Source organism: Bradyrhizobium sp. SZCCHNRI3052 (assembly GCF_032484895.1).
Lineage (GTDB): Bacteria > Pseudomonadota > Alphaproteobacteria > Rhizobiales > Xanthobacteraceae > Bradyrhizobium.
The window spans coordinates 332,475-358,379 of record NZ_JAUETW010000004.1; the positions used below are offsets into that span (position 1 = coordinate 332,475).

Sequence of the window (25,905 nt, forward strand, 5' to 3'; positions counted from 1 at the left end):
GTGCTGTTCAACAAGGAGCTTTTCAAAACGACGTCCTGAGGTTTTACGCGTTCTATCCCGGTTCGGCCGGGCAGCGTGATCGTAATCGCGTGAAGATCGGGCACCGAAGCGGCGTTTCTGCGGCCATCGGGGCCGTCAGAACCCGCCTTCCTCCTCGGGCACCAGGATCTCGCGCTTGCCGGCGTGGTTGGCCTGGCCGACGATGCCTTCCTGTTCCATCCGCTCCATCAGCGAAGCGGCCTTGTTATAGCCGATCTGCAGCCGGCGTTGAATGTAGCTGGTGGAGGCCTTGCGGTCGCGCTTGACCACGGCGACCGCCTGGGAGAACAGGTCGTCGCCGCCGCCACCGCCGCCCATGCCGGTGGCATCGAACACGGCGCCATCCTCCTCGCTCGGCTCCTCGGCGGTGACCGCCTCGAGATATTCCGGCGAGCCCTGTGCCTTGAGATGCTTGACGACCTTCTCGACCTCCTCGTCGGAGCAGAACGGGCCGTGTACGCGGCTGATGCGGCCGCCGCCGGCCATGTAGAGCATGTCGCCCTGGCCGAGCAGTTGCTCGGCGCCCATCTCGCCGAGAATGGTGCGGCTGTCGATCTTGGACGTGACCTGGAAGGAGATGCGGGTCGGGAAGTTCGCCTTGATGGTGCCGGTGATGACGTCGACCGACGGGCGCTGCGTTGCCAGGATGACGTGCAGGCCGGCGGCACGCGCCATCTGCGCGAGGCGCTGCACCGTGCCCTCGATGTCCTTGCCGGCGACCATCATCAGGTCGGCCATCTCGTCGACGATGATGACGATGTAGGGCAGGGGATCGAGGTCGAGCTTCTCTTCCTCGTAGATCGCCTTGCCGGTCTCCTTGTCGAAGCCGGTATGGACGGTGCGCGTCAGCTCCTCGCCCTTGGCGCGCGCTTCGCCCAGGCGGGCGTTGTAGCCGTCGATGTTGCGCACGCCGAGCTTGGCCATCTTCTTGTAGCGCTCCTCCATCTCGCGCACGGCCCATTTCAGCGCGACGACGGCCTTCTTCGGATCGGTCACGACCGGCGTGAGGAGATGCGGGATGCCGTCATAGACCGACAGTTCGAGCATCTTCGGGTCGACCATGATCAGCCGGCACTGGTCGGGCCTGAGGCGATAGACCAGGCTCAGGATCATGGTGTTGATGGCGACCGATTTGCCCGAGCCGGTGGTGCCGGCGATCAGCATGTGCGGGGTGCGGGCGAGATCGATGATGATGGATTCGCCGCCGATGTTCTTGCCGAGGCAGAGCGGCAGCTTGGCGACGCTCTCGGTCGCCTCCTTGGCGACGAGCAGCTCGCGCAGGTACACCTTCTCGCGATGCGCGTTGGGCAGCTCGATGCCGATGGCATTGCGGCCGGGCACGACCGCGACGCGCGCCGACAGCGCGCTCATCGAGCGGGCGATGTCGTCGGCAAGACCGATGACGCGGGACGATTTGATGCCCGGCGCCGGCTCCAGCTCGTACAGCGTGACGACCGGGCCGGGATGCGCCTTGACGATCTCGCCGCGCACCCCGAAGTCCTGCAGCACACCTTCCAGCGCGCGCGAATTGGCCTCCAGCTCGCTCTTCGACAGCGGCTGGCGGTCGGAGGATTTCGGCGCCGCCAGCATCGAGACCGAGGGCAGGTCGTATTTGTCGTTGGCCTTGCGCGCCGGCGTCTTGGCCGCGGGCTTCTTGCGGGCGCGGGGAGCGGGCTCCTCCTCCTCTTCTTCGTCCTCGCCTTCGTCGGCCTCGTCCTGGTCGCCGCCGTCCTCGTCCATCTCGGGCGCGAGCGTCGGCTTGCCGCGACCCAGGCTCGGCTCCTGCCGGCCTGCGGCGGCGGCGCGCGGCTGCGGGCCGGAGGAGACCAGCGCACGATAGGCCGTGCTCAGGAACCAGACGACCTGGGCCTTGGCGCTCATGATGGCGTGGAACACCCAGCCGAGCCGGATCGCCTTGCGGTCGTCGTCGTCCTCGGGGTCGGCCAGCGGCGTGTCGTCGTCCTCATCCGCGAGCAGGCTCGGATCGGCTTCCTTCGCGCCCATGCCGCCGGCCACCAGCAGGCAGCCGATCATCGCAACCAGAAGAAGGGCGCCGAGCACCAGCCGATAGATCACACCGGGCGGACCGAACACCACGGCCGGTGCGCGCACCAGGGCGTCGCCGACCACGCCGCCGAGACCGGTCGGCAGCGGCCAGGCGTGCGAGCGCGGCCAGCAGCTGGCAAAGCCGGCGGCGATGACGGCGCCGAGAATCCAGGCGCCGAAGCGCAGCGCCTCGCGGTCGAACGGCCGGTGCGTCATCATCCGCCAGCCGCGGATCGAAAGCGGCAGGATCGCCATGATCGAGCCGAGACCGAGGATCTGCATCAGCAGATCGGCGCTGATCGCGCCGGGATAGCCGACGATGTTGCGGATGGCGCGCGAGGTGGCGTGGCTCAGGCTGGGGTCCTGCACCGACCACGTCATCAGCGCCGCCGCGGCCACGCCGCACAGCGCGATCAGGCAGAGGCCCGCGAGCTCGCGCAGCCGCCGCACCAGCGCGTCGCGCAGCGACGTCGGCAGGTGGTTGACCAGAGGGATGACTCGTTCGATCGCCGGCATCTGCATCAGCCCCGCGATTATCCCAGGACCTCGACCAGCCGGTGCAACGCCTCACCGGTGGATCCGGCGTCCGCCACCAGCGCCAGCCTGATGTAGCCCAGGCCCGGATTGAACCCGTCGGCTTGCGGCCGCGCCAGGTAGCTGCCGGGCACCACGCGCACGCCGGCGTCGCGATACAGCCGCAACGTCACGTCCTCGTCGCCGCCGCGATCAGCCACGTCGAGCCAGACGCAGAAGCCGCCATCGGGACGCTTGTAGCCATAGCGGTTGCCGATGATCTGGTCGGCGAGATCGAACTTGGCGCGGTACAGCCGCCGGTTCTCCTCGACATGCGCCTCGTCGGCATAGGCGGCGACGGCCACGTGCTGCAGCGGCACCGGCACCTGCGGCGCCGCGACGTTGCGCAGCTCGTGAAAGCCCGCGAGGAATCGGCGGTCGCCGGCGGCGAAGCCGATCCGCATGCCCGGCACGTTGGAGCGCTTCGACAGCGACTGGAACGCGACCACGTTGGTGTAGTCGGGTCCGGCATGCTCGAGCATGCTGCCGGGTGCCGCCTTCGTGTAGATCTCCGAATAGCATTCGTCGCTGAAGATCAGGAAGCCGTAAGCGTTGGCGAGCTGGACCAGCCTGCGCATGTAGTCCGCTGATGCCACCGAGCCTTGCGGGTTGGCCGGCGTCGCGAGGTAGAACGCGATCGTGCGCGCCAGGGTCGCCTCGTCGATCGCATCGAGATCGGGCAGGAAGCCGTTGTCGCGCGTGGTCGGCAGATAGATGGAGTCGCAGCCGGCGGTGCGGGCGCCGACGCCATACACCGGATAGAACGGGTTCGGCATCAGGATCGCCGGCCGTCCGCGGCGCGGGCCGACATGGCGGAGCGCGGCATGGGCGGCGAAGAACAGGCCCTCGCGGCTGCCGTTCAGGACCAGGATCTCGTGCTCGGGATCAACAGCGCGCGGCAGCGCGAATCGGCGCGACAGCCAGCCGGCGGCCGCCTTGCGGAACGGCTCGATGCCCTTGGCGGCCGGGTAGCGGCCGAACTCGGCGATGTGCTGGGCCAATACAGGCCCGACGAAGTCCGGCACCGGATGCTGCGGCTCGCCAACGGCGAGTGTGATCATCGGCTTGCCCGGCTTGTAAGGGGCGAGCAGCTCGTTCAGCCGCGCAAACGGCGAGCGTTCGCTCTCCGAATGGCTGGCGCCAGCGGGCGCGGGGGATGAAGCGGTCATTGCCATACGTAAAACGCGCGCCAAACCAGTGGAAGCCGCCGATCGCCCATGAACCGGTGCCTGTCTGGTCACCATAGGTGGGGCGAGGTTAAGACGCGATTAACCATCGGCGCTGCCGCCCGTTTTGATCGGTTTTCCCGCCCCGATCCAGAGGCAATTTCGCAACAGCGGCGGACATTGTGGTGATTCGGGTGGGGCGGCGGGAACCGTGGGAGGGCAAGGCGGCCGCCGAAGGCGGCGGCCGGCACACCGCCGCGCAGCGCATTCGCGCGCAGACCGTGGGCATGGCGCTGCCGCGACCTCGGATGGAGCCGCGGCACGACCGCCTCCGCCCATCCTACGGGCCATCGGCTCGCGCGCGAGGGAAAACGGGCGGCCCGGTGCGCCGGAATATCAATGGGAATCTACGCGCACCGGGCCTTGGCCGAACTACTTGGGGGCTTAGTTCGGATGACGATCAATTAGCACCCTCGTTTTTCCCTCGTATTGCCAATTTCCGAAGATTTGTAGAATTTGATTTCGGAAGCCACCGAATGCGGCGCGGCCGGGCCGATTGCTTAACGGAGATGTCCGTCTCAGCCGTGGCTTTCCGGTCGCAGCGCGGGCGACGCACTTATTAGCTGCTCATGCCCTCTGCCGCTCGGTTGGCCCGAGAATCTTGTCTGACCGGAAACACTCAGTCACATCCAGCATCATCAGACATTTCACGAAACGAGATCGGCGCATCGCGACCATCTTTGACGGGCATCAGCGATTCCGGTGGCGTGCCGACGAACGTCTGCGCGCCGAGGACTCTGACTTTCGAAAGAGCGTCGATGATGCGTCTGAGACTGCTGGGCGTGCTTGCCCTGATGCTGCTGGCCATGCCCGTTTCCTCGCTGCCCCGCATGGCCGCGGCGGCACCCGCCGTCGCCAGCGCGATCACCGTCGAGGGTAACAGGCGCGTCGAATCCGACACCATCCGCTCCTATTTCAAGCCGGGTCCCGCCGGCACACTCGATGCCGGCCAGGTCGACGACGGCCTCAAGGCCCTGGTCCAGACCGGCCTGTTCGCCGACGTGAAGATCGACCGGCAGGGCGGCCGGCTGATCGTGCGCGTGGTCGAGAATCCCGTGATCGGCCGCGTCGCCTTCGAGGGCAACAAGAAGGTCAAGGACGAGCAGCTCTCGGCGGAAGTGCAGTCGAAGCCGCGCGGCACGCTGTCCCGTCCGATGGTTCAGTCGGACGCGCAGCGCATCGCCGAGATCTACCGCCGCTCCGGCCGCTACGACGTCCGCGTCACGCCCGAGATCATCGAGCAGCCCAACAACCGCGTCGACCTCGTCTTCACCATCGAAGAGGGCGTCAAGACCGGCGTGAAGTCGATCAGCTTCGTCGGCAACAACGCCTATTCCGCCGCGCGCCTGCGCGACGTCATCAAGACGCACGCAACCAACTGGCTCAGCTTCCTCGGCAACAACGACGTCTACGACCCCGACCGCGTCGAGGCCGATCGCGACCTGATCCGCCGCTTCTATCTGAAGAACGGCTATGCCGACGTTCAGGTCGTCGCGGCGCTCAGCGAATATGACCCGGACCAGAAGGGCTTCCTGGTCACGTTCCAGATCGAGGAGGGCCAGCAATACCGCGTCAGCTCGGTGCAGTTCCAGTCGAGCGTCGCGGCGCTCGACGCCAACACGCTGCGCGGCTATTCGCGCGTCAATGTCGGCGCGCTCTACAACGTCGAGCAGCTCGAGAAGTCGGTCGAGGAGATGCAGATCGAGGCCTCGCGTCGCGGCTTTGCCTTCGCCGTCGTGCGTCCGCGCGGCGACCGCAATCTGGAAGCGCATACGGTCGCGATCATGTTCCAGGTCGACGAGGGCCCGCGCACCTATATCGAGCGCATCACCATCCGCGGCAACACCCGCACCCGCGAGTACGTGATCCGGCGCGAGTTCGATCTGTCCGAGGGCGACGCCTACAACCGCGCGCTGGTCGACCGCGCCGAGCGCCGGCTGAAGAATCTCGACTTCTTCAAGGACGTGAAGATCGCGGCCGAACCGGGCTCGTCGAGCGACCGCGTCATCCTCGTGGTCAATCTGGAGGAGAAGTCGACCGGCGACCTCTCCGTTTCCGGCGGCTATTCGACCACCGATGGCGCGCTGGGTGAGGTCTCGGTTTCGGAGCGCAACTTCCTCGGCCGCGGTCTGTACGCCAAGGCGTCCGTGAGCTACGGCCAATACAGCAGGGGCGTCTCGCTGTCCTTCGTCGAGCCCTATCTGCTCGACAACCGGATCGCGCTCGGCCTGGATGTCTACTACAAGCAGCAGCTGGCGAACAGCTATACGAGCTATGGCGTGACGACGATCGGCTTCAGCCCGCGGCTTGGCTTCCAGTTGCGCGAAGACCTCTCGCTCCAGTTGCGATACTCGCTGTATCGCCAGGAGATATCGCTGCCGTCCTACTACAAGAACTGCAACAACAACGCCGCCAACAGCCTGCTCGCCTTCAACCCGACCCCGGCCTACATCAAGAGCGTGCTCGGCGGCGTCGATCCGACCAATTCGACCAGCTCGGGCTACTATGGCTGGGGCTGCTACGGCGATGGCGAGTCGAGCCTGCCGGTCCGCAAGGAGCTGAGCGACGGCGCCGCGCTGACCTCTGCGCTCGGCTACACGCTCAGCTACAACACGCTCGACAACAACAAGAACCCGACCGATGGCCTGCTGATCGACTGGAAGCAGGATTTCGCCGGCGTCGGCGGCAATGTCAGCTACCTCAAGTCGGCGGTGGATGCGAAATATTACTCGCCGCTGGTGGCCGACATCGTCGGCATCATCCATCTGCAGGGCGGCATGCTGAACAAGATCGGCGACAAGGATCTGCGGATGCTCGATCACTTCCAGATGGGACCGAGCCTGGTGCGCGGCTTCGCCTCGAACGGAATCGGGGCGCGCGACATCACCTATCGCAGCCTCGGTGCCACCGGCGATGCGCTCGGCGGCACCAAATATTGGGGCGCCTCGGCCGAGCTGCAGATGCCGTTCTGGTTCCTGCCGAAGGAAGTGGGCTTGAAGGGCGCCGTCTATGCCGATGCCGGTTCGCTGTGGGGCTATCAGGGCCCGACCTCCTGGGCGGCGACCGGCGAGGTCAACACCGCGACCTGCAAATGCGGCCTGCTGTACGATGACAGCAAGGTGGTGCGCTCCTCCGTCGGCGTCGGCCTGATCTGGGCCTCGCCGTTCGGTCCGCTCCGCTTCGACTACGCGGTGCCGCTGTCCAAGGGCAAATACGACACCGTCCAGGAGTTCAGGTTCGGCGGCGGCACGTCGTTCTGAGGCGCACAGCGACTGAGCTCCCAGAAGAGGTGCGTGCCGCTCACCACGCGGGCGGTGCGCGCTCCCCTCCCCCTTGCGGGGAGGGGTCGGGGGTGGGGGTCCACGAATCATGCTCGACATGAGGGTCAAAGCCCATGCCCTGATATCGGCGATAGCGCCGATTGCTGTTCGCCCGGCATTCACGCCACTGAAGTCAGCGCCCGCGGACCCCCACCCCCAACCCCTCCCCGCAAGGGGGAGGGGAGCCGACCGTCTGCGCGGCGCACAGTGCGGTCCACATGATCTCTGATCAGCTTGATCTCTCATGAGAGAGGTCGCATCAGAGATGATCGCGTCGATCGAATGATGTTGTTCGCATCCCTCCCATGCGCAAATTGCCCGTCGAGCTACTTTGTCGCACACCGCCGACGTTGCACCGTCGGGCAAATCACCTGCACATTTCCGCACGTCCCTGCTGCCGCATGAGGGGCGTTTCGCGACCGTCACGAACCGTTGGCAGTGGGATGCGATGGGCGTGTGTCGCCGCAGCGTGGATCAGTCTGCGCGGACGAACGGTGATGCACGCACGGTCAAGTCGCGCGGTCCTGACATCCCGATGCTGATGTCCCGCACGATGCGCGCGAGCGCGTCGTACGCATGGTGGCCAACAAGCCCGGCGCACCAGGGAGAACGCGAAGCAGCCGTTAAAACCAATCGCGCAGGGAGGGCCGGGTGTTTTCGGCCAGACCTGTGGTACCTGCCGCCAGCATTTTCTTTCGCTGGCGGGCCACGGGCGCGGCCAGCGCCCGGCCTTCCCTGCGCCCTCTGTTTGAGGGGCGACCAAATTCAGCACAACTCGGGCGCGGATGCGTCGCGGGGATGAAAACACACGTATTCAACTCTGTCTCGAAGGCAACGCTGCCAACGCCAACCTCCGCCGTCGTCCCTGCGAACGCAGGGACCCATAGCCACGGGGTTCAGTTGTTTTGCACGGGACTCGCCGCCTGCCTCCTACAACAATCACGCGGTATGGGTCCCTGCGTTCGCAGGGACGACACCGGTAGCTGGGCATCACCTCGATCTTCATGACCCGCGCCGACACGATTGCCGCAACCGATATCCAGCCCCGCTCAATCCCGGTTCCCCGGCGTCTGGATAAATCCCCGATTCCACGTCGGACTGATCAGGATCTCGTTGACGCACACCCGCGGCGGCATGTTCGCCACAAAGGCGATGGTGCGGCCGAGGTCTTCCGGCTGCAGCATCCGCGCCCGCTCCTCGGCGCTCGGCACCACCGGGCGCTGCTGCAGGATCGGCGTGGCGACCTCGCCGGGCATCAGGCAGCAGGCGCGCAGGCCGTTGACGCATTCCTCCATGTTGAACGAGTGCGTCAGCGCCAGCACCGCGTGCTTGGTCGAGGTGTAGGCCGGTCCCGGCATCTTCGAGACATGACGGCCGGCCCAGGACGAGACGTTGATGATGGTGCCGTCCTGCTGCGCCCGCATCGCCGGCAGCACCGCCTTCATGCAGTAGAGCACACCGTTGAGGTTGATCTCGACCAGCTGGTTCCAGCCCTCGATCGTCAGGTCGTCCCAGCGCCGCTTCGGCACGTTGACGCCGGCCGAGTTGACCAGCAGATCGATGCGGCCATGCCGCGCCAGGATGGCATCGGCCGCGGCCTGCACGTCGGCGGCTTTGGCAACGTCGAGCTCAACGGCCTCGGCCGTGCCGCCCGCCGCGGCAATCTTGGCCACTACGGCCTGGAGCGCGGCCGTGCGCCGGCCCGAGACGATCACCGTCCAGCCGTCGGCCGCGAGCGCCAGTGCGCCGGCCTCGCCGATTCCGGTGCCGCCGCCGGTGATCCACGCGATCCGTTTTCCCTTGACCATATCCCAGCGTCTCCCGTTGCCTTCGAAAGGGCGTTTTTGCTAGAGCAGCCTCGATCAGAGATGGCGACCGTGGTGATGGCGATGTCACCGGTCTTGTTCGCTGTCCCGGCCCTTTTCGTCTTCGTCGAGCATGATGTTCCGCCGGCTGGCACTGCCGGCCTGCCCATGCTCCCAGGGGAATGTTGCATGAACCAAGCCGCCAACGCCAATCTGTTCTCCCGCCTGTTCGATGGCCTCGACGATCCCAGCCGCCTGGCGATCGAGACCCATGACGGTCAGCGCATCACCTACGGCGACCTGATCGCGCGGGCAGGGCAGATGGCGAATGTGCTGGCGGCTCGCGGCGTCAAGCCGGGCGACCGGGTTGCGGCGCAGACCGAGAAGTCGGTGTCCGGCCTCGTGCTCTATCTCGCCACGGTGCGTGCAGGCGGCGTCTATCTGCCGCTCAACACCGCCTATACGCTCAACGAGCTCGACTATTTCATCGGCGACGCCGAGCCGACCGTCGTCGTCTGCGATCCGGCCAAGGCCGAGGGCATCGGCGCGCTGGCGGCCAAGGTCGGCGCCAAGGTGGAAACGCTCGATGCGTCGGGCAGGGGCTCGCTGACCGAGGCGGCCGACAAGGCCGACAAGGCGTTCACCACCGTGCCACGTGGCGCCGATGATCTCGCCGCCATTCTCTATACGTCGGGCACCACCGGCCGCTCCAAGGGCGCGATGCTGTCTCACGACAATCTCGCCTCGAACTCGCTGACCCTGATCGACTACTGGCGCTTCACCAAGGACGACGTGCTGATCCACGCGCTGCCGATCTATCACACCCATGGTCTGTTCGTGGCCAGCAACGTCACGCTGTTTGCGCGGGCGTCGATGATCTTCCTGCCCAAGCTCGATCCGGATCTGATCATCGACCTGATGGCGCGCGCCACCGTGCTGATGGGTGTGCCGACGTTCTACACTCGGCTGTTGCAGAACCCGCGGCTGTCGAAGGAGACGACCAGCCACATGCGGCTGTTCATTTCCGGCTCGGCGCCGCTGCTCGCCGATACCCATCGCGAATGGTTCGCGCGGACCGGCCATGCCGTCCTCGAGCGCTACGGCATGACCGAGACCAACATGAACACGTCGAATCCTTACGAGGGCGAGCGCGTGCCCGGCGCGGTCGGCTTCCCGCTGCCCGGAGTCTCGGTGCGCGTCACCGATCCCGAGACGGCCAAGGAGCTCGCGCGCGACGAGATCGGCATGATCGAGGTGAAGGGCCCGAACGTGTTCAAGGGCTATTGGCGGATGCCTGAGAAGACCAAGTCGGAATTCCGCGACGATGGCTTCTTCATCACCGGCGATCTCGGCAAGATCGACAAGCAGGGCTACGTCCACATCGTCGGCCGCGGCAAGGACCTCGTGATCTCCGGCGGCTTCAACGTCTATCCGAAGGAGATCGAGAGCGAGATCGACGCGATGCCGGGCGTGGTCGAGTCCGCCGTCATCGGTGTGCCGCATCCCGATTTCGGCGAAGGTGTCACGGCGGTCGTGGTGCGCCATCCGGGGGCCGATGTCAGCGAGGCCGGCGTGCTCAAGGGTCTCGACGGCCGACTGGCGAAATTCAAGATGCCCAAGCGCGTGTTCGTGGTCGACGAGCTGCCGCGCAATGCGATGAGCAAGGTGCAGAAGAACGTGCTGCGTGATCAGTACAAGGACATCTATACGAAGTGACGGCGGCCTAGCGCCGTCGTCCGATCGCGAGGCCGGCGAGCGCGGCCAGCGGCGGCGCGGCGCAGATCAGCACGAATTCGAGCACGGCGAGCGAGGCAATCTCATGCTGGATGGCCAGCGCGAGACAGGCGGCGAACAGGCCGGCGGCGGTGAAGCCGAGCACGCAGGTCAGGGGCTCCTCGACGGGCTCGTGCGACGACACCTTGCGCGCCGGCAGTGCCGCCGGGCGTTCGGTGGTTGTCGGTCGGACCGTCGGCAGCGGCATCGAGGCTCCCTGCACCGCGTCTGTTGCACCTCGCCTCAGACTAGGCCGCTTCGCCGGGCGGCGACATGCGGCAAAATCGACCGGCGGAGGGGCCCCGTGTGGGCGAGGAACGCGGGAGATCGAGGGAGATTTGCTGCAGCGCAGGCGGTCGCAACGCAGGTTGTTGCTCCGCGAATCGCTCCGGGCAGGTTTGCAGAATCATCAGATGGCGCTGGCGCTTGCCGCGAAACCGGCTTGCTCAGGACCGTAGCTAAGCGGTGAATCAACGCTCGACAGTCGGCGCCATTTGACAGTCTCGCCGCGTTGGTTGTGGCCTTGGTGAGGAGTTAGGAATGAATAATAGTTCGCCGCATCCGGGCGCGATCGGTTTCTGGTATACCACGACGGCCATTGATCCTTTTGCGATCGGTCGCCTAGGACTGAATCCTTGTTCGGATTTGGGCGATTTGTCCGTTGCAACACCTGTTCCTTCTCCGTAAATAAAGCCCGCCTGCCGATCCACACGGCCGCAAGCCCCCCGCGTTCACGGCCCACAAGAAATCATCAAAGCAACCAATGACAGCCAGGATCGAACGACCGCTTTCGCCGCATCTGCAAACCTACCGCTGGACGCTGACGATGATTCTCTCGATCGTCCATCGCGCCACCGGGGTTGCATTATATTTCGGGACGCTGCTGCTGGCCTGGTGGTTGATCGCCGCCGCGTCCGGTCCCAGCGCCTACTCCTACGTCCAGGGCTTCATGGGCAGCTTCCTCGGCCGCCTGATCGTGTTCGGCTACACCTGGGCGTTGCTGCACCACCTGCTGTCCGGCATCCGCCACTTCGTCTGGGACCTCGGCTACGGCTTCAAGGCCAATGAGCGCGAGGCGCTCACCTGGGGCGCCCTGATCGGCGGCATCACCTTGACCGTCCTGGTGTGGATCGTGGCTTACGCAGTGGGAGGCGGCCGATGAGCAACGCACACGCGAAATCGATGCGCACCCCGCTCGGCCGGGTCCGCAACCTCGGCGCAGCGCATTCCGGCACCGGCGACTTCTGGCGCCAGCGGCTCACCGCCGTCGCCATGACCCTGCTGATCGTGCCGGTCGTCGTGGTCGTGATCATGCTGCTCGGCCGCAACCAGGCCGGCGCGGCGCAGATCCTCGGCTCTATTCCGATTGCGGTGATCATGCTGCTGTTCGTGATCGCGAGCTGCTGGCACATGAAGATCGGCATGCAGGTCGTGATCGAGGACTACGTGCACAGCGAGCCGCTCAAGCTCGTCGCGATCATGGCCAACAACTTCTTCGCGGTGACCGTGGCGCTCGCCTCGATCTACGCCCTCATCAAACTGTCCACTGGAGTCTAGCCTATGGCCGGCGGAGCAAATGGCAGCGCGAATGGCGCGCCCGCGACGAACGGAAAAGCCTATCCGATCGAGGACCACACCTATGACGTCGTCGTGGTCGGCGCCGGTGGCGCGGGCCTGCGCGCCGTCGTCGGCTGCAGCGAGGCGGGCCTGCGCACCGCCTGCATCACCAAGGTGTTCCCGACCCGCTCGCATACGGTGGCGGCGCAGGGCGGCATCTCGGCCTCGCTCGGCAACATGCACCAGGACGACTGGCGCTGGCACATGTACGACACCGTCAAGGGGTCGGATTGGCTCGGCGATCAGGACGCGATCGAATACATGGTGCGCAACGCGCCCGACGCCGTCTACGAGCTCGAGCATTGGGGCGTGCCGTTCTCGCGCACTGAGGACGGCAAGATCTACCAGCGGCCGTTCGGCGGCATGACCCTGGACTACGGCAAGGGCCAGGCGCAGCGCACCTGCGCCGCCGCCGACCGCACCGGCCACGCGATGCTGCACACGATGTATGGCCAATCGCTGCGGCACGCCGCTGAGTTCTTCATCGAGTTCTTCGCCATCGACCTGATCATGGACGACCAGGGCGTCTGCCGTGGCGTCATCGCGCTGAAGCTCGACGACGGCACCTTGCACCGCTTCCGTGCCCAGACCACGATTCTGGCCACCGGCGGTTACGGCCGCGCCTACGCCTCCTGCACCTCGGCGCATACCTGCACCGGCGACGGCGGCGGCATGGCGCTGCGCGCCGGCCTGCCGCTGCAGGACATGGAGTTCGTGCAGTTCCACCCGACCGGCATCTATGGCTCCGGCTGTCTGGTGACCGAAGGCGCGCGCGGCGAGGGCGGCTATCTCGTCAACGCCGAGGGCGAGCGCTTCATGGAGCGCTATGCGCCGTCCGCCAAGGACCTCGCCTCGCGCGACGTCGTCTCCCGTGCGATGACCATCGAGATCCGCGAAGGCCGCGGCGTCGGCCGGAAGAAGGATCACATCTTCCTGCATCTCGACCATCTTGATCCGAAGGTGCTGGCCGAGCGTCTGCCCGGCATCTCCGAATCGGCCAAGATCTTCGCCAATGTCGACGTGACGCGCGAGCCGATCCCGATCGTGCCGACCGTGCACTACAACATGGGCGGCATCCCGACCAACTATCACGCCGAGGTGCTGACCAAGAGGGACGGCGACGACAACGCCATCGTGCCCGGCCTGATGGCGGTGGGCGAGGCGGCCTGCGTCTCCGTGCACGGCGCCAACCGGCTCGGCTCGAACTCGCTGATCGACCTCGTGGTGTTCGGCCGCGCCGCCGCGCTGCGGCTGGCCGAGAAGCTGACGCCGAACGGCAAGCAGCCGGACCTGCCGAAGGACTCCGCCGACAAGGCGCTGAGCCGGCTCGATCACTATCGCTACGCCTCCGGCGGCACGCCGACCGCGAAGCTGCGCGAGAGCATGCAGAACGTGATGCAGACCAACTGTGCCGTGTTCCGCACCGGCGAGGTGCTGCAGGAAGGCCATAACCTGATCCACAAGGTGTATGGCGGCATCGGCGACATCGCGGTGTCCGACCGATCGCTGGTGTGGAATTCCGACCTGATCGAGACGCTCGAGTTCGACAATCTGATCGCGCAGGCAGTCGTGACGATGGACTCGGCCGTCAATCGCACCGAGAGCCGCGGCGCCCATGCGCGCGAGGATTTTCCGGATCGCGACGACAAGGACTGGATGAAGCACACGCTGGCGTGGATCGACAGCAAGGACGGCAAAACCACGATCGATTACCGCCCGGTGCACAACTACACCATGACCAACGACGTGCAGTACATCCCGCCGAAGGCGCGGGTGTACTGATCGCGTGTGACCTGAGCCCGTCCGTCAAACCCAAGAAGGCCTTCCGAAATGGCTGAGTTCGCACTTCCGAAGAATTCTCAGATCACCGGCGGCAAGACCTGGCCCAAGCCGGCCGGCGCCACCGAGGTCCGCGAGTTCAAGGTCTATCGCTGGAATCCGGACGACGGCAAGAATCCGAGCGTCGATACCTTCTACGTCGACGTCAACGATTGCGGCCCGATGGTGCTGGACGGGCTGATCTGGATCAAGAACCACATCGATCCGTCGCTCACCTTCCGCCGCTCCTGCCGCGAGGGCGTGTGCGGCTCCTGCGCGATGAATATCGACGGCCAGAACACGCTGGCCTGCACCAAGTCGATGCACGACGTGAAGGACGGCGCGGTCAAGATCAATCCGCTGCCGCATCAGCCTGTCGTGAAGGACCTGGTGCCGGACCTCACCAATTTCTACGCGCAATACGCCTCGATCGAGCCGTGGCTGAAGACGACCTCGCCGACGCCGCAGAAGGAATGGCGGCAGAGCCACGAGGATCGCGAGAAGCTCGACGGCCTTTACGAGTGCATCCTGTGCGCCTGCTGCTCGACCTCGTGCCCGAGCTACTGGTGGAACAGCGAGCGCTATCTCGGACCCGCCGCTCTGCTGCAGGCGACGCGCTGGGTCAAGGACAGCCGGGACGAAGCCACCGGCGAGCGGCTCGACAATCTCGAGGACCCGTTCCGGCTGTACCGCTGCCACACCATCATGAACTGCGCCAAGGCCTGCCCGAAGGGGCTCAACCCCGCCGAGGCGATCGCGGAACTCAAGTTCAAGCTGGTCGAGCGGCAGATCTAGCCTGACGGGCGGCTTTCGATCTCACCTTCCGCGCCCGATACCGGTGCAAGTTTCGGGCGCGGCTAGTTTGTAGCTGCCGTCGATTGCGTTAAGCTCGTGGCCCTTTGAAGCCGGAGCGACCGTGCAGACCGCACAACGCAAATCGATGACGATGCTGCGCTGGATGATGGTCGCGTCCCTCGCGCTTCCCGTCGCGCTGTTCGTGATCACGGCCTACGTATCCCACGGCACGACGTATGAGGAGGCCGATCGCGAGATCCGCCGCTCGCTCGAAATCGTCCACGAGCACGCGCTGAAGGTGTTCGAGACGATCGAGCGCAGCCTCTCGGAGATCGACGAGGTCGTCCGCGATCTGTCGGATGCCGACATCAAGGCGCGCGAGCAGGTGCTGCATGCCCGGTTGCGACAATTGTCGGACGCGCTGCCGCAGATGAAGTCCGCCTGGGTGTTCGACGCCAATGGCCGGCCGCTGGTCAACAGCATGATCTATCCGGCGCCGGACATGACGTTCCTCGACCGCGACTACTTCAGCGCCCACGTCAAGGACAGCATCGGCACCTTCATCGGCGCGCAGTTGACGCCGCGGCCGCCCTATCAAGGCGCGCCGTTCTTCAGCATCAGCCGCCGCCGCCAGAGCGACGACGGCAGCTTCACCGGTATCATCCAGGCCTCGGTGCTTCCGGATTATTTCGAGCACTTCTATGCCCGGATCGGCCGGGCGCCGGGCAGCTACTTCGCGCTGCGCCGCTTCGATGGTCTCGTTCTGGCGCGCTTCCCGGCCGGCGGGCGAAGCGCGGCTGCGGGGCCCAGCGACATCGCCGCCCGGGCCGCAGATACGGAGCAGCTCGTCACCGAGATCTCGCCGGTCGATGGCGTCGAGCGTCTCGTCGGGTATCAGCGGCTCGGCGGCTATCCCGTCTACGTCTCGGCAGGGCTTGCGACGTCGACCATCCGCAACCGCTGGCTCGGCACGATCGGCCGGCATCTCATCTTCGGCATCCCGGCAACCGCGCTGCTCATCGTCTTCCTGGCCCTTGCCCAGCGGCGGACCGAGCGCCTGCATGTCGAGGCCGCCCGCCGCCTCGAGGCCGAGGATGCGCTCAAGCACGGTCAGCGCATGGAGGCGCTCGGACAATTGACCGGCGGCGTCGCGCACGACTTCAACAATCTGCTGACCGTGATCCGGGCCTCAGCCGACCTGTTGCGCCGGCCGAATCTGGCTGATGAACGGCGGCAGCGCTATATCGACGCGATCTCGGATACGGTAGCGCGCGCATCGAAGCTCACGTCGCAGCTCCTCGCGTTCGCCCGTCGCCAGACGCTGAAGCCGGAGGTCTTCGACATCTGCCGCAGCGTCGTCACCCTGCGCGACATGACCAAGACCCTGGTCGGGTCACGCGTCGAGGTCGCGGTCTCCGTTCCCGACGAGCCGTGCTACGTCAATTCCGACGCTGGCCAGTTCGAGACGGCACTGATCAACCTGGCCGTCAATGCCCGCGATGCGATGGCCGGCCAGGGACGTCTCAGCATCACCGTCGCCCCTGCAGCGGCGCTGCCGACGCCGGCGGCGCCGCACGACCGTCCGCCGCTGGGCTATGTCGCCATCACCGTCCAGGACACCGGCGTCGGCATCCCGTCGGAGCATTTCGGACGCATCTTCGAGCCGTTCTTCACGACCAAGACCATCGGCCAGGGCACCGGCCTCGGTCTCTCGCAGGTCTTCGGCTTCGCCAAGCAGTCCGGCGGCGAAATCGGGGTCATGAGCCAGCCGGGCCGCGGCGCGACGTTCACGCTCTATCTGCCGCGCGTCGCTCCAGCCCAGGTGCAGCGCGGCGAGGACGGCAGCCATGCGGAGCCGATCGACGGTCGAGGCATGTCGGTGCTGGTGGTCGAGGACAACATCGACGTCGGCAGGTCGGCGACCGAAGCGCTGGCCGAGCTCGGCTATCGGACCACGCTGGTCGACAACGCCAGAGACGCGCTGGAGGAGCTGATCAGCGGCACCAGCCGGTTCGACGTCGTCTTCACCGATGTCGTGATGCCCGGCATGACTGGGCTGGAACTTGCCGAGGAAATCAGGCGGCTCGAGCTCAACGTGCCGGTCGTGCTCGCGAGTGGCTACAGCCATGTGCTGGCGCAGCAGGGCACGCATGGCTTCGAGCTGCTGCGCAAACCCTATTCGATCGAGGAATTGTCGCGCGTGCTGAACAAGGTCGTTCCGGTGCCGCTGTATCGCGCCCCACCAATGGCGCCGAACACGCAGGTGCCCTGAAACCGGCGCGCATCGCGCGGGAACCAAGCCGGGAACCTTCTGTTCGCACTGCTGTTATCGCGCGATGGGACAGGTTCAGGACACCGCGCGGCCGCCGGCACAGGCGCCCGAGAAGGCGCCGATCATCGAGATCGCGGCCGAGAATGGCGCCCAGGTTGAGCCGCCGCCGCCCGAACTGGTGGAGCCTGATCCGGAGCTGTCGCCCGAAGAGGCAGAGCAGCTGCGCAAGCGCTATCTGCTGACGCGGTTCTGGATCAGCGCCCGCGGTTATTGGGGCCAGAGCGGCGACCGTCTGGCGTGGGCATTCACGATCGGGCTGCTGTTCCTGATCGTTGCGACTGTCGGATTTCAGTACGGCATCAACGTCTGGAATCGGTCGATCTTCGATGCGATCGAGAAACGCGATTCGGCGACGGTCTTTCATCTCACCGCGATCTTCTTCCCGCTCGCGATCGGCAGCGTCATACTCGGGGTCGCCCAGGTCTATGCGCGCATGTCGATCCAGCGGCGCTGGCGCGCCTGGCTGACCAACAGCGTCGTCACCCGCTGGCTGGCCAGCGGGCGCTACTATCAGCTCAATCTCGTCAGCGGCGACCACAAGAATCCGGAATACCGGATCGCCGAGGACCTGCGCATCGCGACCGATTCGCCGGTCGACTTCATCGCCGGCGTGACCTCGGCGCTGCTGTCGGCTGCGACCTTCATCGTCGTGCTCTGGACCATCGGCGGCGCGCTGACGCTGCATCTCGGCGCCACTGAGATCACCATTCCCGGTTTTCTGGTCATTGCCGCGATCGCCTACGCCGCCATCGCCTCGGGCTCGATCATGACGATCGGCCGCCGCTTCGTGCAGGTCTCCGAGGACAAGAACCAGGCCGAGGCCGATTTCCGCTACACCCTGACCCGCGTCCGCGAAAACGGCGAGAGCATCGCCCTGCTCGGCGGCGAGACCGAAGAGCGCGCCGGCATCGACCGGACGTTCGGTAACGTGCTGCAGCAATGGGCGCGGCTCGCCGGCCAGCACATGCGCACCACCCTGGTGTCGCAGGGCTCCAGCCTCATCGCCCCTGTCGTGCCGCTGCTGCTGTGCGCGCCGAAATTTCTCGACGGCAGCATGACGCTCGGGCAGGTGATGCAGGCGGCGAGCGCGTTCACGATCGTGCAGACCGCGTTCGGCTGGCTGGTCGACAACTATCCGCGGCTCGCGGATTGGAATGCCTGTGCCCGCCGTATCGCCTCGCTGATGATGTCGCTCGATGCGCTGGAACGTGCCGAGAGAGGCGACGGCATCGGCCGCATCAAGCGCGGCGAGACCACCGGCGACGCGATGCTAAGTCTGAATGATCTGCAGGTGACGCTCGACGACGGCACCGCCGTGGTCGGCGAGACCGAGGTCGTGGTCGATCCCGGCGAGCGCCTGCTCGTCGCGGGCGAATCCGGCACCGGCAAGAGCACGCTCGTGCGCGCCATCGCCGGGCTGTGGCCGTGGGGCGGCGGCAGCATCAACTTTCACCCCGACCGCAAGCTGTTCATGCTGCCGCAGCGACCCTACGTGCCATCGGGCACCCTGCGCCGGGCCGTCGCCTATCCCGGGGCTGCCGAGGATTGGAGCGTGGCGCAGGTCGGCGAAGCCCTGCACAAGGTCGGTCTCGACCATCTCAAGGACAAGATCGAGGAGGACGCGCCCTGGGATCAGACGCTCTCCGGCGGCGAGAAGCAGCGTCTCGCCTTCGCGCGCCTGCTGCTCCACAGCCCCGACATCGTCGTGCTCGATGAAGCCACCTCCGCGCTCGACGAGAAGAGCCAGGACAAGATGATGGAGATGGTGACGAGCGAGCTGCCGAAGGCGACCATCGTCAGCGTGGCGCATCGGGCGGAGCTCGAGGCCTTCCACAGCCGCAAGATCGTGCTCGAACGGCGCAAGGGCGGCGCCAAGCTCGTCAGCGACATCGATCTCATTCCGCGCAAGGGGAAGCGCCGCCTCATCGGCCGCTTCCTGCGTCAGCGCAAGGCGGCCTGAACGGCTCGGGCGTTGCCTCAGCGCGGTCCTGGAGACGACACAATGCGGCCACGCCGCCTGCATTGGAGATCGCGGCGAAACCAGCTATCACACGTCGCCCTCAGCCCAGGACGCGACCTTGACGCCCGACAACGATCCTTCTCCGCCCCCCTTTGGTGCCTTCGCTCCGAATGCCGCCCAGGCGCTGGTGATCCGCATGGCGCACGGCTCCGGGCTGAAGCGCGGCGCGTTCCGGCCGATGTTGACGCGTGTCGTCAACATGCTCGGAGCAGGCCCCGTCGACGTCGGCTATCAGGGCGCCAATTTCCGTTTCTACCATCAGGTCAGTGCGACCGAGCGCGGTGCACTGTTCAATCCCGACTACAATCGCGAGGAGCTGGATTTCCTGCGCAGCCACGTTCCGCCGGGCGGCGTGGTGGTGGATGTCGGCGCCAATGTCGGAACGTTCGCCTTGCCGCTTGCCCGTCACGTCGGGCCTGATGGCCTCGTGATCGCAGTGGAGCCGCATCCGGTCACGCATGCGCGGCTGAGCTTCAACCGTGCTGCGTCCGCGCTGCCCCAGGTCAGGCTGCTCGCGGTGGCAGCGGGTGAGAGCGATGGCGAGGTGATGATCGAGACCGATGGGGACAATCTCGGCGCCAGTCACATCGTGACCGGCGAGGCCGGAGCGGAAGCGTTCAAGGTGCCGTCGTTGCGGCTGCAGACCATTCTCGCACAGGCCGGAGCGACCAGGGTTGATGCGCTGAAGATCGACGTGGAAGGTTTTGAGGACCGCGTGCTGACCGGCTTCTTCCGTGACGCGCCTGCCGCGTTATGGCCGCGTGCCGTCGTCATCGAACACCTGTCGCGCGACGAATGGCAGAACGATTGTCTCGCCGACATGCTCGGTCGCGGTTACCGTGAGAGCGGCCGCACGCGCAGCAATACGCTGCTGCTGCGCGGCTGAACGGCGTTCGCTTTCCCCGGGCGCGTCCGGAACATCGGCGCCCCACGCGGCGTTGTCGCCCCTGACATTGAGGGAGCCGACCATGAGCAATGACGACGCGCGCGACCAGGACCGCGTTTGGGACCTGATGAAGAAGATCGGCTTTGCGATGCTGGTCACCCGCGACGGTGACAGGCTGCGGGCACGGCCGATGAGCGCGTATCTCGCGCGCGGCGAGAACACGATCTATTTTCTCACCGACGCGCGGCATCACAAGGACGAGGAGATCGCGCGATCGCCGCAGGTCAATCTGTCGTTCGCGGACGCCGGCAACCAGAAGTACGTGTCGCTCACGGGTACGGCGGCCATTTCCAACGATCGCGGCAAGATCCGGGAGCTGTTCTCAACGCCGGCCAAGGCCTGGTGGGACAGCGCCGAGGATCCGAACATCCGCCTCTTGAAGATCACGCCCGACGACGCCGAATTCTGGGATTCCCCCGGCACGGTCGTGAGCTACGTCAAGATGGCGGCGGCCGCGGTGACAGGCACGCGTCCCGACCTCGGCGACAATCGAAAGGTCGCGATGTGATGCCGATCGAACCGCCAGAGATTCCGCCGGCGACGCCGGGCCGCCCGGTCGAACCGCCGCCGGAGGATCCCGTCGGCAATCCGCAGCCCGACATTCCGCCGCCGGTCTACGAACCCGATGCGCCGGCGCCGCCGCAAGAGCTGCCAGGGCAGACGCCGGACGAAATCCCCGGCCGGGGGCCGCTCGGTCCCACCACACCGAATCCGGCCACGGATTGACCGCGATTGGACGGTCATGATGATCGCCCGCCAGGGCTTGGTCGCGGGCCTGTCCCGCAGCCCTGCGGCTGCGCCAAGCCCTTGAAAATCAAGGCTGAATGAAACCTGAATGGCGGCCCTGCGGGGGTGGCTTCGCGTCGAAATAAATCCGCCTGCGGATTTGAACTGCGCCACAATCCGGCCTAACGCATACTTGTTGATCTCTCCGTGCTTGAAAAAGATCGTTCCGGGAAAACAAGACACATGAGCAAACTTCGCGTCCTGCTGCTGGCGACGACTGCGCTGTCGGCGATGCAACTAATGAGCTCCGGCTCCCATGCGCAGGGGGCGCCGATGATCGTCGCCCAAGGCCCGGGCGGCGGCGAAGTCGGTCCAGACGGCCGGCCGAAACAGCAGCCGCAGGGGCAGCCGCAGCGACCTGGCCCAGGCGCGCCGCCACCGCATCAGGCTGCGCCTCCGCCGCCTCCCGCGCCGCCGCCGGCCGCTGCTCCACGCCCAGCGCCTCCACCGCCCGCGCCGCCACCGGCAGCGGCCCCGCGTCCCGCACCCCCTCCACCACCGCCTGCTCCGCCGCGGGCCGAGCCGCCGCGTCCGGCGCCCCCACCGCCCCCTCCGCCACGGGCCGAGCCACCACGTCCGGCTGCTCCGCCGCCGCGGGCTGAGCCGCCACATTCGGCACCGCCGCCTCCACGGGCTGAGCCGCCTGCACCTCCGCCGGCGCGTCCAGCGCCACCTGTTGCGGCTCCGCCGGTGCATACGCCGCCGCCTCCAGCGCCTCCGCCGGGGCCGCCGCGTGAGCCAGCACGTCCTGCGACTCCGCCTGCGCCCCCGCCGACGGCTGCTCCCGCGCGTCCAACGCCGCCCACGCCGCCCGTAGCCACGCCCGCCCCGCCACCTCCGCCGAGTCCGGCACCGAACCTGCGGCCGGGAACGCCGCCGTCAGCCGTGACACCCCCGCCTTCGTCGCCAGCGGCCGGGAACGCGTCGCCGCCTGCGCACTCGCCGGCTCCGTCCGCGGCGCCGTCTCCGCAGCCGACGCCGGCTCCGACTCCTCCGGTTGGCCCCGGGCAGCGGCCGCCGACACAGCCAGGTGCCGGCGCTCCGCCGCCTGGTGCTCCCCAGGGAGCACCCCCGCCACGCGGCGCGCCGACGCCGCCGGCCGGCACCGTCGCGCCTGCTCCGGGAACTCCGCCGGCGCCACCCGCGCCTGCGGCCACCCAGACGCCGTCGCAGCAAGGCACGCCGCCCGCAGCCGGGAGCCCGCCCGGCGGACGTCCGGGGACGCCCCCAGGAGCCCCGGGTGGTCCGCCTCCGGCGGCAGGTCCTGGTGCTGCCGGACCGGGTCCGGGACCCGCCGGCGCGCCGCAGGCCGGTCCTGGCGCTGTGCCGCCAGCCGGCCCCCCGGCCATGTCCAATCGGCCGCCGCCGCAGGTCACTGCGCCCATCCCGGCGCCGCCGCCGCCGACGGCACAGCAGCTCACGCCGATCGCGCCCGGCGCGCCGTTGGCGGGGCCGCAGCGGCTGGACGATTTCCGCGGCCAGCGCCGCGAGGTCCAGGAGGGCGGTCGCACGCTGATCTACGAGCCGGGCCGCGTCATCGTGCGCGATCCGAGCGGTCAGGAGTTCGTGCGTCATGACGAGCTTGAGCGCTTCCGCTACGGCGCGCGGGACATCCGCGTCCAGCAGGAGCGGGGAGAGACGCGCACGGTGGTGATCCGTCCCGACGGTAGCCAGATCGTCACGATCACCGCGCCGGACGGCCGGCTGCTGCGCCGCATCCGCCGCGACATCGGTGGCCGCGAGATCATCATCATCGACAACACCTACCGCGATCCCCAGGCGGTCGGCGGCTTCTACGTCGACCTGCCGCCGCCGGAGATCCGCATCCCCTACAACCGCTACATCGTCGACGCGGATGAGGCCGAGCCGGATGTCATCTACGACACGCTGATCGCGCCGCCGGTGGAGCGCGTCCAGCGCCGCTACTCGCTCGACGAGGTCCGCTACTCCCCATCGGTGCGACAGCTGATGCCGTCGATCGATCTCAACACGATTACCTTCGAGACCGGATCGTGGGAGATCAGTCCCGACCAGGTGGCGAAGCTGCAGGTCATCGCCGACGGCCTCAACCAGGCGATCCAGCGCAACCCGCGCGAGGTCTTCCTGATCGAGGGCCACACCGACGCGGTCGGCAACGACACCGACAATCTGTCGCTCTCGGATCGCCGCGCCGAGTCGGCCGCCACCTTGCTCACGCAGCAGTTCGGCGTGCCGGCCGAGAACCTGACCTCGCAGGGTTACGGCGCGCAGTACCTGAAGGAGCAGACGCAGGGGCCGAGCCGCATCAACCGCCGCGTCACGGTCCGCCGCATCACGCCGCTGCTCAATGGCGGCCAGGCCGCCCTGCCGCCGCCACCTCCGGGCGTCGCGCCGCCGCGGTGAGACGCGACTGAGCGAAAATGAAAATGGCCGGGAGCGATCCCGGCCATTTTTTGTTGGTGGCAATCTGTCGCGGCCAACTCGATCTCGTGCCCGCGAACGTGGGGACCCATACTCACAGGATCGAGTTTTGCGCGAGCTGCAGGGACGACACCGGCGAAAGCGGGTGCGCGTCTCGCCCAGAGACCTCGCTTCAGCCCTTGTCGTGGCCGAGCTGGAAGATCTGAGCGCCGTCCGCGCCCGACAGCAGCCCCGTGTCCGAATAGAGCTTCAGCTTGGAGCGGGTGTCGGTGATGTCGAGATTGCGCATCGTCAGCTGGCCGATGCGGTCGGCAGGCGTGAACGCGGCGTCCTCGACCTTCTCCATGCTCAGCCGCTCCGGCTGGTAGGTCAGGTTGGGGCTCTCGGTGTTGAGGATCGAGTAGTCGTTGCCGCGGCGCAGCTCCAGGGTCACCTCACCGGTGACGGCGCGCGCCACCCAGCGCTGCGCGGTCTCGCGCAGCATCAGCGCCTGCGAATCGAACCACCGGCCCTGATAGAGCAGGCGACCGAGGCGCATGCCGCTGATGCGGTACTGCTCGATCGTATCCTCGTTGTGGATGCCAGTGACGAGCCGCTCATAGGCGATGTGCAGCAGCGCCATGCCCGGCGCCTCGTAGATGCCGCGGCTCTTGGCTTCGATGATGCGGTTCTCGATCTGGTCGCTCATGCCGAGACCATGACGGCCGCCGATCGCGTTGGCCTCCAGGAACAGCGCCACGGGATCGCTGAAGCTCTGGCCGTTCAGCGCGACCGGCTGACCCTCCTCGAAGCGGACCACGACCGTCTCCGGCTTCACGGAGCAATCCTCGCGCCAGAACGGCACGCCCATGATCGGATTGACGATGCGGATGCCGCTGCTCAGGCTCTCGAGATCCTTGGCCTCGTGGGTGGCGCCGAGCAGATTGCTGTCGGTCGAATACGCCTTCTCGGCGCTCATCTTGTAGTCGAAGCCGTTGGCCGTGAGGAAGGCCGACATCTCGGCGCGGCCGCCGAGCTCGTCGATGAACTGCTGGTCGAGCCAGGGCTTGTAGATCTTGAGGCTCGGATTGGTCAGCAGGCCGTAGCGGTAGAAGCGCTCGATGTCGTTGCCCTTGTAGGTCGAGCCGTCGCCCCAGATGTTGACGCCATCCTCCTTCATCGCGGCGACCAGCATGGTGCCGGTGACGGCGCGGCCGAGCGGGGTGGTGTTGAAATAGGTGATGCCGCCGGTCGAGATGTGGAAGGCGCCCGACTGAATCGCGGCGATGCCCTCATGCACCAGCTGAGTGCGGCAATCCACGAGGCGCGCCTTCTCGGCCCCGAAGCTCACCGCCTTGCGCGGGATCTCGTCGTAGTCGGACTCGTCGGGTTGCCCGAGATTTGCCGTGTAGGCAAAGCAACGCGCGCCCTTCTGCTTCATCCAAAGCAGCGCGGCGCTGGTGTCGAGACCGCCGGAAAAGGCGATGCCGACCTTCTCGCCCTTGGGCAGGCTTTTCAGGATCGTGGTCATGGGAGAGTCCAACCGTGTTTGTGGCTGCGCCGTTCAGAAATTCGGGCGCGAATAACAGATTTTGCGTTGCTGGGCACGCCTTTAATGGCGACTGAGGGTGACCGGCCCGCGCTCAGGCCGCGGGGCTGGTATCCGCGGTACGGCGGCCGAACAGCCGGCGCATCAGGCGGAAGCCCGGCCAGGCGAAGCGGGTCAGGGCGGCGTCGATGCCGGCGTCGGTGAGGCGGGTGGACGGCCAGCGGTAGATGTAGCCGTGCAGCAGCCAGATCACGATGAAGGTGACGAGGCCGGCCGCGGCGATGTCGGTGAAGAAATGTCCGCCAAACGCCATCCGCAACACCGAGGTGGCGATGCCGAACAGGACGGCGGCGCCGTAGGCGACGGGCCGGATCGCGGGCGGCGTCAGCGCGGCCGGCGCCAGGGTCCAGAATGCGGTGGCTCCCTCTCCGGAGAAGAACGAGCAGTTGCGGCCGCAGCCGCCGCGCGGATCCCACCACGGCACGAACTGCATGTCGCCGCCGAACTCGGCCACGACAACCGGGCGCGGCCGGCCCCAATAGGATTTGAAGGTGAAGTTGGTGAGCACGCCGGCCGAGAGCGATAAGGTCAGCAGCAGGAACGCCACGGTGCGGCCCTTCACCAGCAGCGGCCGGTCGGGACGGACGAGCTTCACGACGAGCGCAACGATGGACGGCAGCGCGATGCCCCAGGCGACCCACATCGCGGCATCGCGCGCGAACGCAGCATAGCCGTCGAGCTTCACGGGGAAGCTGTGCGTGCGCGGATCGTAGAACAGCGCGGCCAGCTTGAGGTCGAGCTCGGGAAAGACGCCGAACAGCACGCCGATGACGAGCGCGAGCGACAATGCGATGAAGAGGCCGGTCCGGTTCATGGCGCGC

At 66.9% G+C, this 25,905-nt stretch carries 19 protein-coding genes; 12 read left to right on the plus strand and 7 right to left on the minus strand.

The window, feature by feature from the left end; translation table 11 throughout:
- Positions 1-135: 135 nt before the first annotated feature.
- From QW887_RS15170 to QW887_RS15180, 3 genes are all read right to left on the minus strand, one after another.
- Entirely contained in the window at positions 136-2,607 is a 2,472-nt protein-coding gene (locus tag QW887_RS15170; RefSeq protein ID WP_315716777.1) for a DNA translocase FtsK, read from the minus strand.
- A gap of 11 nt (positions 2,608-2,618) precedes the next feature.
- Positions 2,619-3,833 (minus strand): aminotransferase class I/II-fold pyridoxal phosphate-dependent enzyme, encoded by a 1,215-nt coding sequence (locus QW887_RS15175; RefSeq protein ID WP_315750529.1) that lies wholly within the window; start codon positions 3,831-3,833, stop codon positions 2,619-2,621.
- Positions 3,834-4,503: 670 nt separating this feature from the next.
- Positions 4,504-4,692 (minus strand): hypothetical protein, encoded by a 189-nt coding sequence (locus QW887_RS15180; protein WP_315800934.1) that lies wholly within the window; start codon positions 4,690-4,692, stop codon positions 4,504-4,506.
- Here QW887_RS15180 and bamA point away from each other — a divergent pair.
- Complete coding sequence (gene bamA, locus QW887_RS15185; protein ID WP_316173456.1) at positions 4,643-7,144, plus strand: outer membrane protein assembly factor BamA; 2,502 nt, start codon at positions 4,643-4,645, stop codon at positions 7,142-7,144. The genes QW887_RS15180 and bamA overlap by 50 nt on opposite strands.
- 1,109 nt (positions 7,145-8,253) lie before the next feature.
- Here the strand turns inward: bamA and QW887_RS15190 are convergent.
- Positions 8,254-9,012 carry an SDR family oxidoreductase gene (locus tag QW887_RS15190; RefSeq protein WP_315716774.1) on the minus strand — a complete coding sequence of 253 codons (759 nt, stop codon included), beginning with the start codon at positions 9,010-9,012 and terminating at the stop codon, positions 8,254-8,256.
- A gap of 186 nt (positions 9,013-9,198) precedes the next feature.
- Between QW887_RS15190 and QW887_RS15195 the strand changes: the two genes are divergently transcribed.
- Entirely contained in the window at positions 9,199-10,725 is a 1,527-nt protein-coding gene (locus tag QW887_RS15195) for a malonyl-CoA synthase (RefSeq protein WP_315716773.1), read from the plus strand.
- A gap of 7 nt (positions 10,726-10,732) precedes the next feature.
- On the opposite strand, the gene QW887_RS15200 is transcribed toward QW887_RS15195, so the two are convergent.
- A complete protein-coding gene (locus tag QW887_RS15200; protein ID WP_315758639.1) occupies positions 10,733-10,990 on the minus strand; it encodes a hypothetical protein in 258 nt (85 codons plus the stop codon).
- A 555-nt stretch (positions 10,991-11,545) separates the two neighbouring features.
- Here QW887_RS15200 and sdhC point away from each other — a divergent pair.
- The 10 genes from sdhC to QW887_RS15250 all read left to right on the plus strand — a co-directional run bounded on the left by sdhC (position 11,546) and on the right by QW887_RS15250 (position 23,478).
- Entirely contained in the window at positions 11,546-11,944 is a 399-nt protein-coding gene (sdhC, locus tag QW887_RS15205; protein ID WP_315716771.1) for a succinate dehydrogenase, cytochrome b556 subunit, read from the plus strand.
- A 20-nt stretch (positions 11,945-11,964) separates the two neighbouring features.
- The gene (gene sdhD / locus QW887_RS15210) at positions 11,965-12,339 is read left to right on the plus strand and encodes a succinate dehydrogenase, hydrophobic membrane anchor protein (RefSeq protein ID WP_315716954.1); all 375 of its coding nucleotides are present in this window, start codon (positions 11,965-11,967) and stop codon (positions 12,337-12,339) included.
- A 3-nt stretch (positions 12,340-12,342) separates the two neighbouring features.
- On the plus strand, positions 12,343-14,181 hold the full coding sequence (sdhA, locus tag QW887_RS15215; RefSeq protein ID WP_315716770.1) for a succinate dehydrogenase flavoprotein subunit: 1,839 nt from the start codon (positions 12,343-12,345) through the stop codon (positions 14,179-14,181).
- Positions 14,182-14,229: 48 nt separating this feature from the next.
- A complete protein-coding gene (locus QW887_RS15220) occupies positions 14,230-15,012 on the plus strand; it encodes a succinate dehydrogenase iron-sulfur subunit (protein ID WP_315716769.1) in 783 nt (260 codons plus the stop codon).
- Positions 15,013-15,133: 121 nt separating this feature from the next.
- Positions 15,134-17,284, plus strand: a complete 2,151-nt coding sequence (locus QW887_RS15225) for an ATP-binding protein (RefSeq protein WP_315825705.1) — start codon at positions 15,134-15,136, stop codon at positions 17,282-17,284.
- A gap of 64 nt (positions 17,285-17,348) precedes the next feature.
- Positions 17,349-19,304, plus strand: coding sequence for an ABC transporter ATP-binding protein/permease (locus QW887_RS15230; protein ID WP_315750534.1), 1,956 nt, complete (start codon positions 17,349-17,351; stop codon positions 19,302-19,304).
- Positions 19,305-19,422: 118 nt separating this feature from the next.
- Complete coding sequence (locus QW887_RS15235) at positions 19,423-20,250, plus strand: FkbM family methyltransferase (protein ID WP_315750535.1); 828 nt, start codon at positions 19,423-19,425, stop codon at positions 20,248-20,250.
- Positions 20,251-20,332: 82 nt separating this feature from the next.
- Positions 20,333-20,818 (plus strand): pyridoxamine 5'-phosphate oxidase family protein, encoded by a 486-nt coding sequence (locus QW887_RS15240; RefSeq protein ID WP_316173449.1) that lies wholly within the window; start codon positions 20,333-20,335, stop codon positions 20,816-20,818.
- Positions 20,818-21,036, plus strand: a complete 219-nt coding sequence (locus tag QW887_RS15245; RefSeq protein ID WP_316173447.1) for a hypothetical protein — start codon at positions 20,818-20,820, stop codon at positions 21,034-21,036. The genes QW887_RS15240 and QW887_RS15245 overlap by 1 nt, the downstream gene beginning before the upstream one ends.
- Positions 21,037-21,279: 243 nt before the next feature.
- Entirely contained in the window at positions 21,280-23,478 is a 2,199-nt protein-coding gene (locus QW887_RS15250; protein WP_316194670.1) for an OmpA family protein, read from the plus strand.
- Between the two features lie 190 nt (positions 23,479-23,668).
- On the opposite strand, the gene argG is transcribed toward QW887_RS15250, so the two are convergent.
- Both argG and QW887_RS15260 read right to left on the minus strand, forming a co-directional pair.
- On the minus strand, positions 23,669-25,006 hold the full coding sequence (argG, locus tag QW887_RS15255; protein ID WP_315716760.1) for an argininosuccinate synthase: 1,338 nt from the start codon (positions 25,004-25,006) through the stop codon (positions 23,669-23,671).
- Between the two features lie 112 nt (positions 25,007-25,118).
- The gene (locus QW887_RS15260; protein WP_315716759.1) at positions 25,119-25,898 is read right to left on the minus strand and encodes a phosphatase PAP2 family protein; all 780 of its coding nucleotides are present in this window, start codon (positions 25,896-25,898) and stop codon (positions 25,119-25,121) included.
- Positions 25,899-25,905 lie beyond the last annotated feature (7 nt).

Excerpts from the sequence above, each read along its gene's own strand:
- QW887_RS15170 (WP_315716777.1), bottom strand. The coding sequence starts at position 2,607 with ATGCAGATGCCGGCGATCGAACGAGTCATCCCTCTGGTCAACCACCTG.
- QW887_RS15175 (WP_315750529.1), bottom strand. The coding sequence starts at position 3,833 with ATGGCAATGACCGCTTCATCCCCCGCGCCCGCTGGCGCCAGCCATTCG.
- bamA (WP_316173456.1), top strand. The coding sequence starts at position 4,643 with ATGATGCGTCTGAGACTGCTGGGCGTGCTTGCCCTGATGCTGCTGGCC.
- QW887_RS15180 (WP_315800934.1), bottom strand. The coding sequence starts at position 4,692 with ATGGCCAGCAGCATCAGGGCAAGCACGCCCAGCAGTCTCAGACGCATC.
- QW887_RS15190 (WP_315716774.1), bottom strand. The coding sequence starts at position 9,012 with ATGGTCAAGGGAAAACGGATCGCGTGGATCACCGGCGGCGGCACCGGA.
- QW887_RS15195 (WP_315716773.1), top strand. The coding sequence starts at position 9,199 with ATGAACCAAGCCGCCAACGCCAATCTGTTCTCCCGCCTGTTCGATGGC.
- QW887_RS15200 (WP_315758639.1), bottom strand. The coding sequence starts at position 10,990 with ATGCCGCTGCCGACGGTCCGACCGACAACCACCGAACGCCCGGCGGCA.
- sdhC (WP_315716771.1), top strand. The coding sequence starts at position 11,546 with ATGACAGCCAGGATCGAACGACCGCTTTCGCCGCATCTGCAAACCTAC.
- sdhD (WP_315716954.1), top strand. The coding sequence starts at position 11,965 with ATGCGCACCCCGCTCGGCCGGGTCCGCAACCTCGGCGCAGCGCATTCC.
- sdhA (WP_315716770.1), top strand. The coding sequence starts at position 12,343 with ATGGCCGGCGGAGCAAATGGCAGCGCGAATGGCGCGCCCGCGACGAAC.
- QW887_RS15220 (WP_315716769.1), top strand. The coding sequence starts at position 14,230 with ATGGCTGAGTTCGCACTTCCGAAGAATTCTCAGATCACCGGCGGCAAG.
- QW887_RS15230 (WP_315750534.1), top strand. The coding sequence starts at position 17,349 with ATGGGACAGGTTCAGGACACCGCGCGGCCGCCGGCACAGGCGCCCGAG.
- QW887_RS15240 (WP_316173449.1), top strand. The coding sequence starts at position 20,333 with ATGAGCAATGACGACGCGCGCGACCAGGACCGCGTTTGGGACCTGATG.
- QW887_RS15245 (WP_316173447.1), top strand. The coding sequence starts at position 20,818 with ATGCCGATCGAACCGCCAGAGATTCCGCCGGCGACGCCGGGCCGCCCG.
- QW887_RS15250 (WP_316194670.1), top strand. The coding sequence starts at position 21,280 with ATGAGCAAACTTCGCGTCCTGCTGCTGGCGACGACTGCGCTGTCGGCG.
- argG (WP_315716760.1), bottom strand. The coding sequence starts at position 25,006 with ATGACCACGATCCTGAAAAGCCTGCCCAAGGGCGAGAAGGTCGGCATC.
- QW887_RS15260 (WP_315716759.1), bottom strand. The coding sequence starts at position 25,898 with ATGAACCGGACCGGCCTCTTCATCGCATTGTCGCTCGCGCTCGTCATC.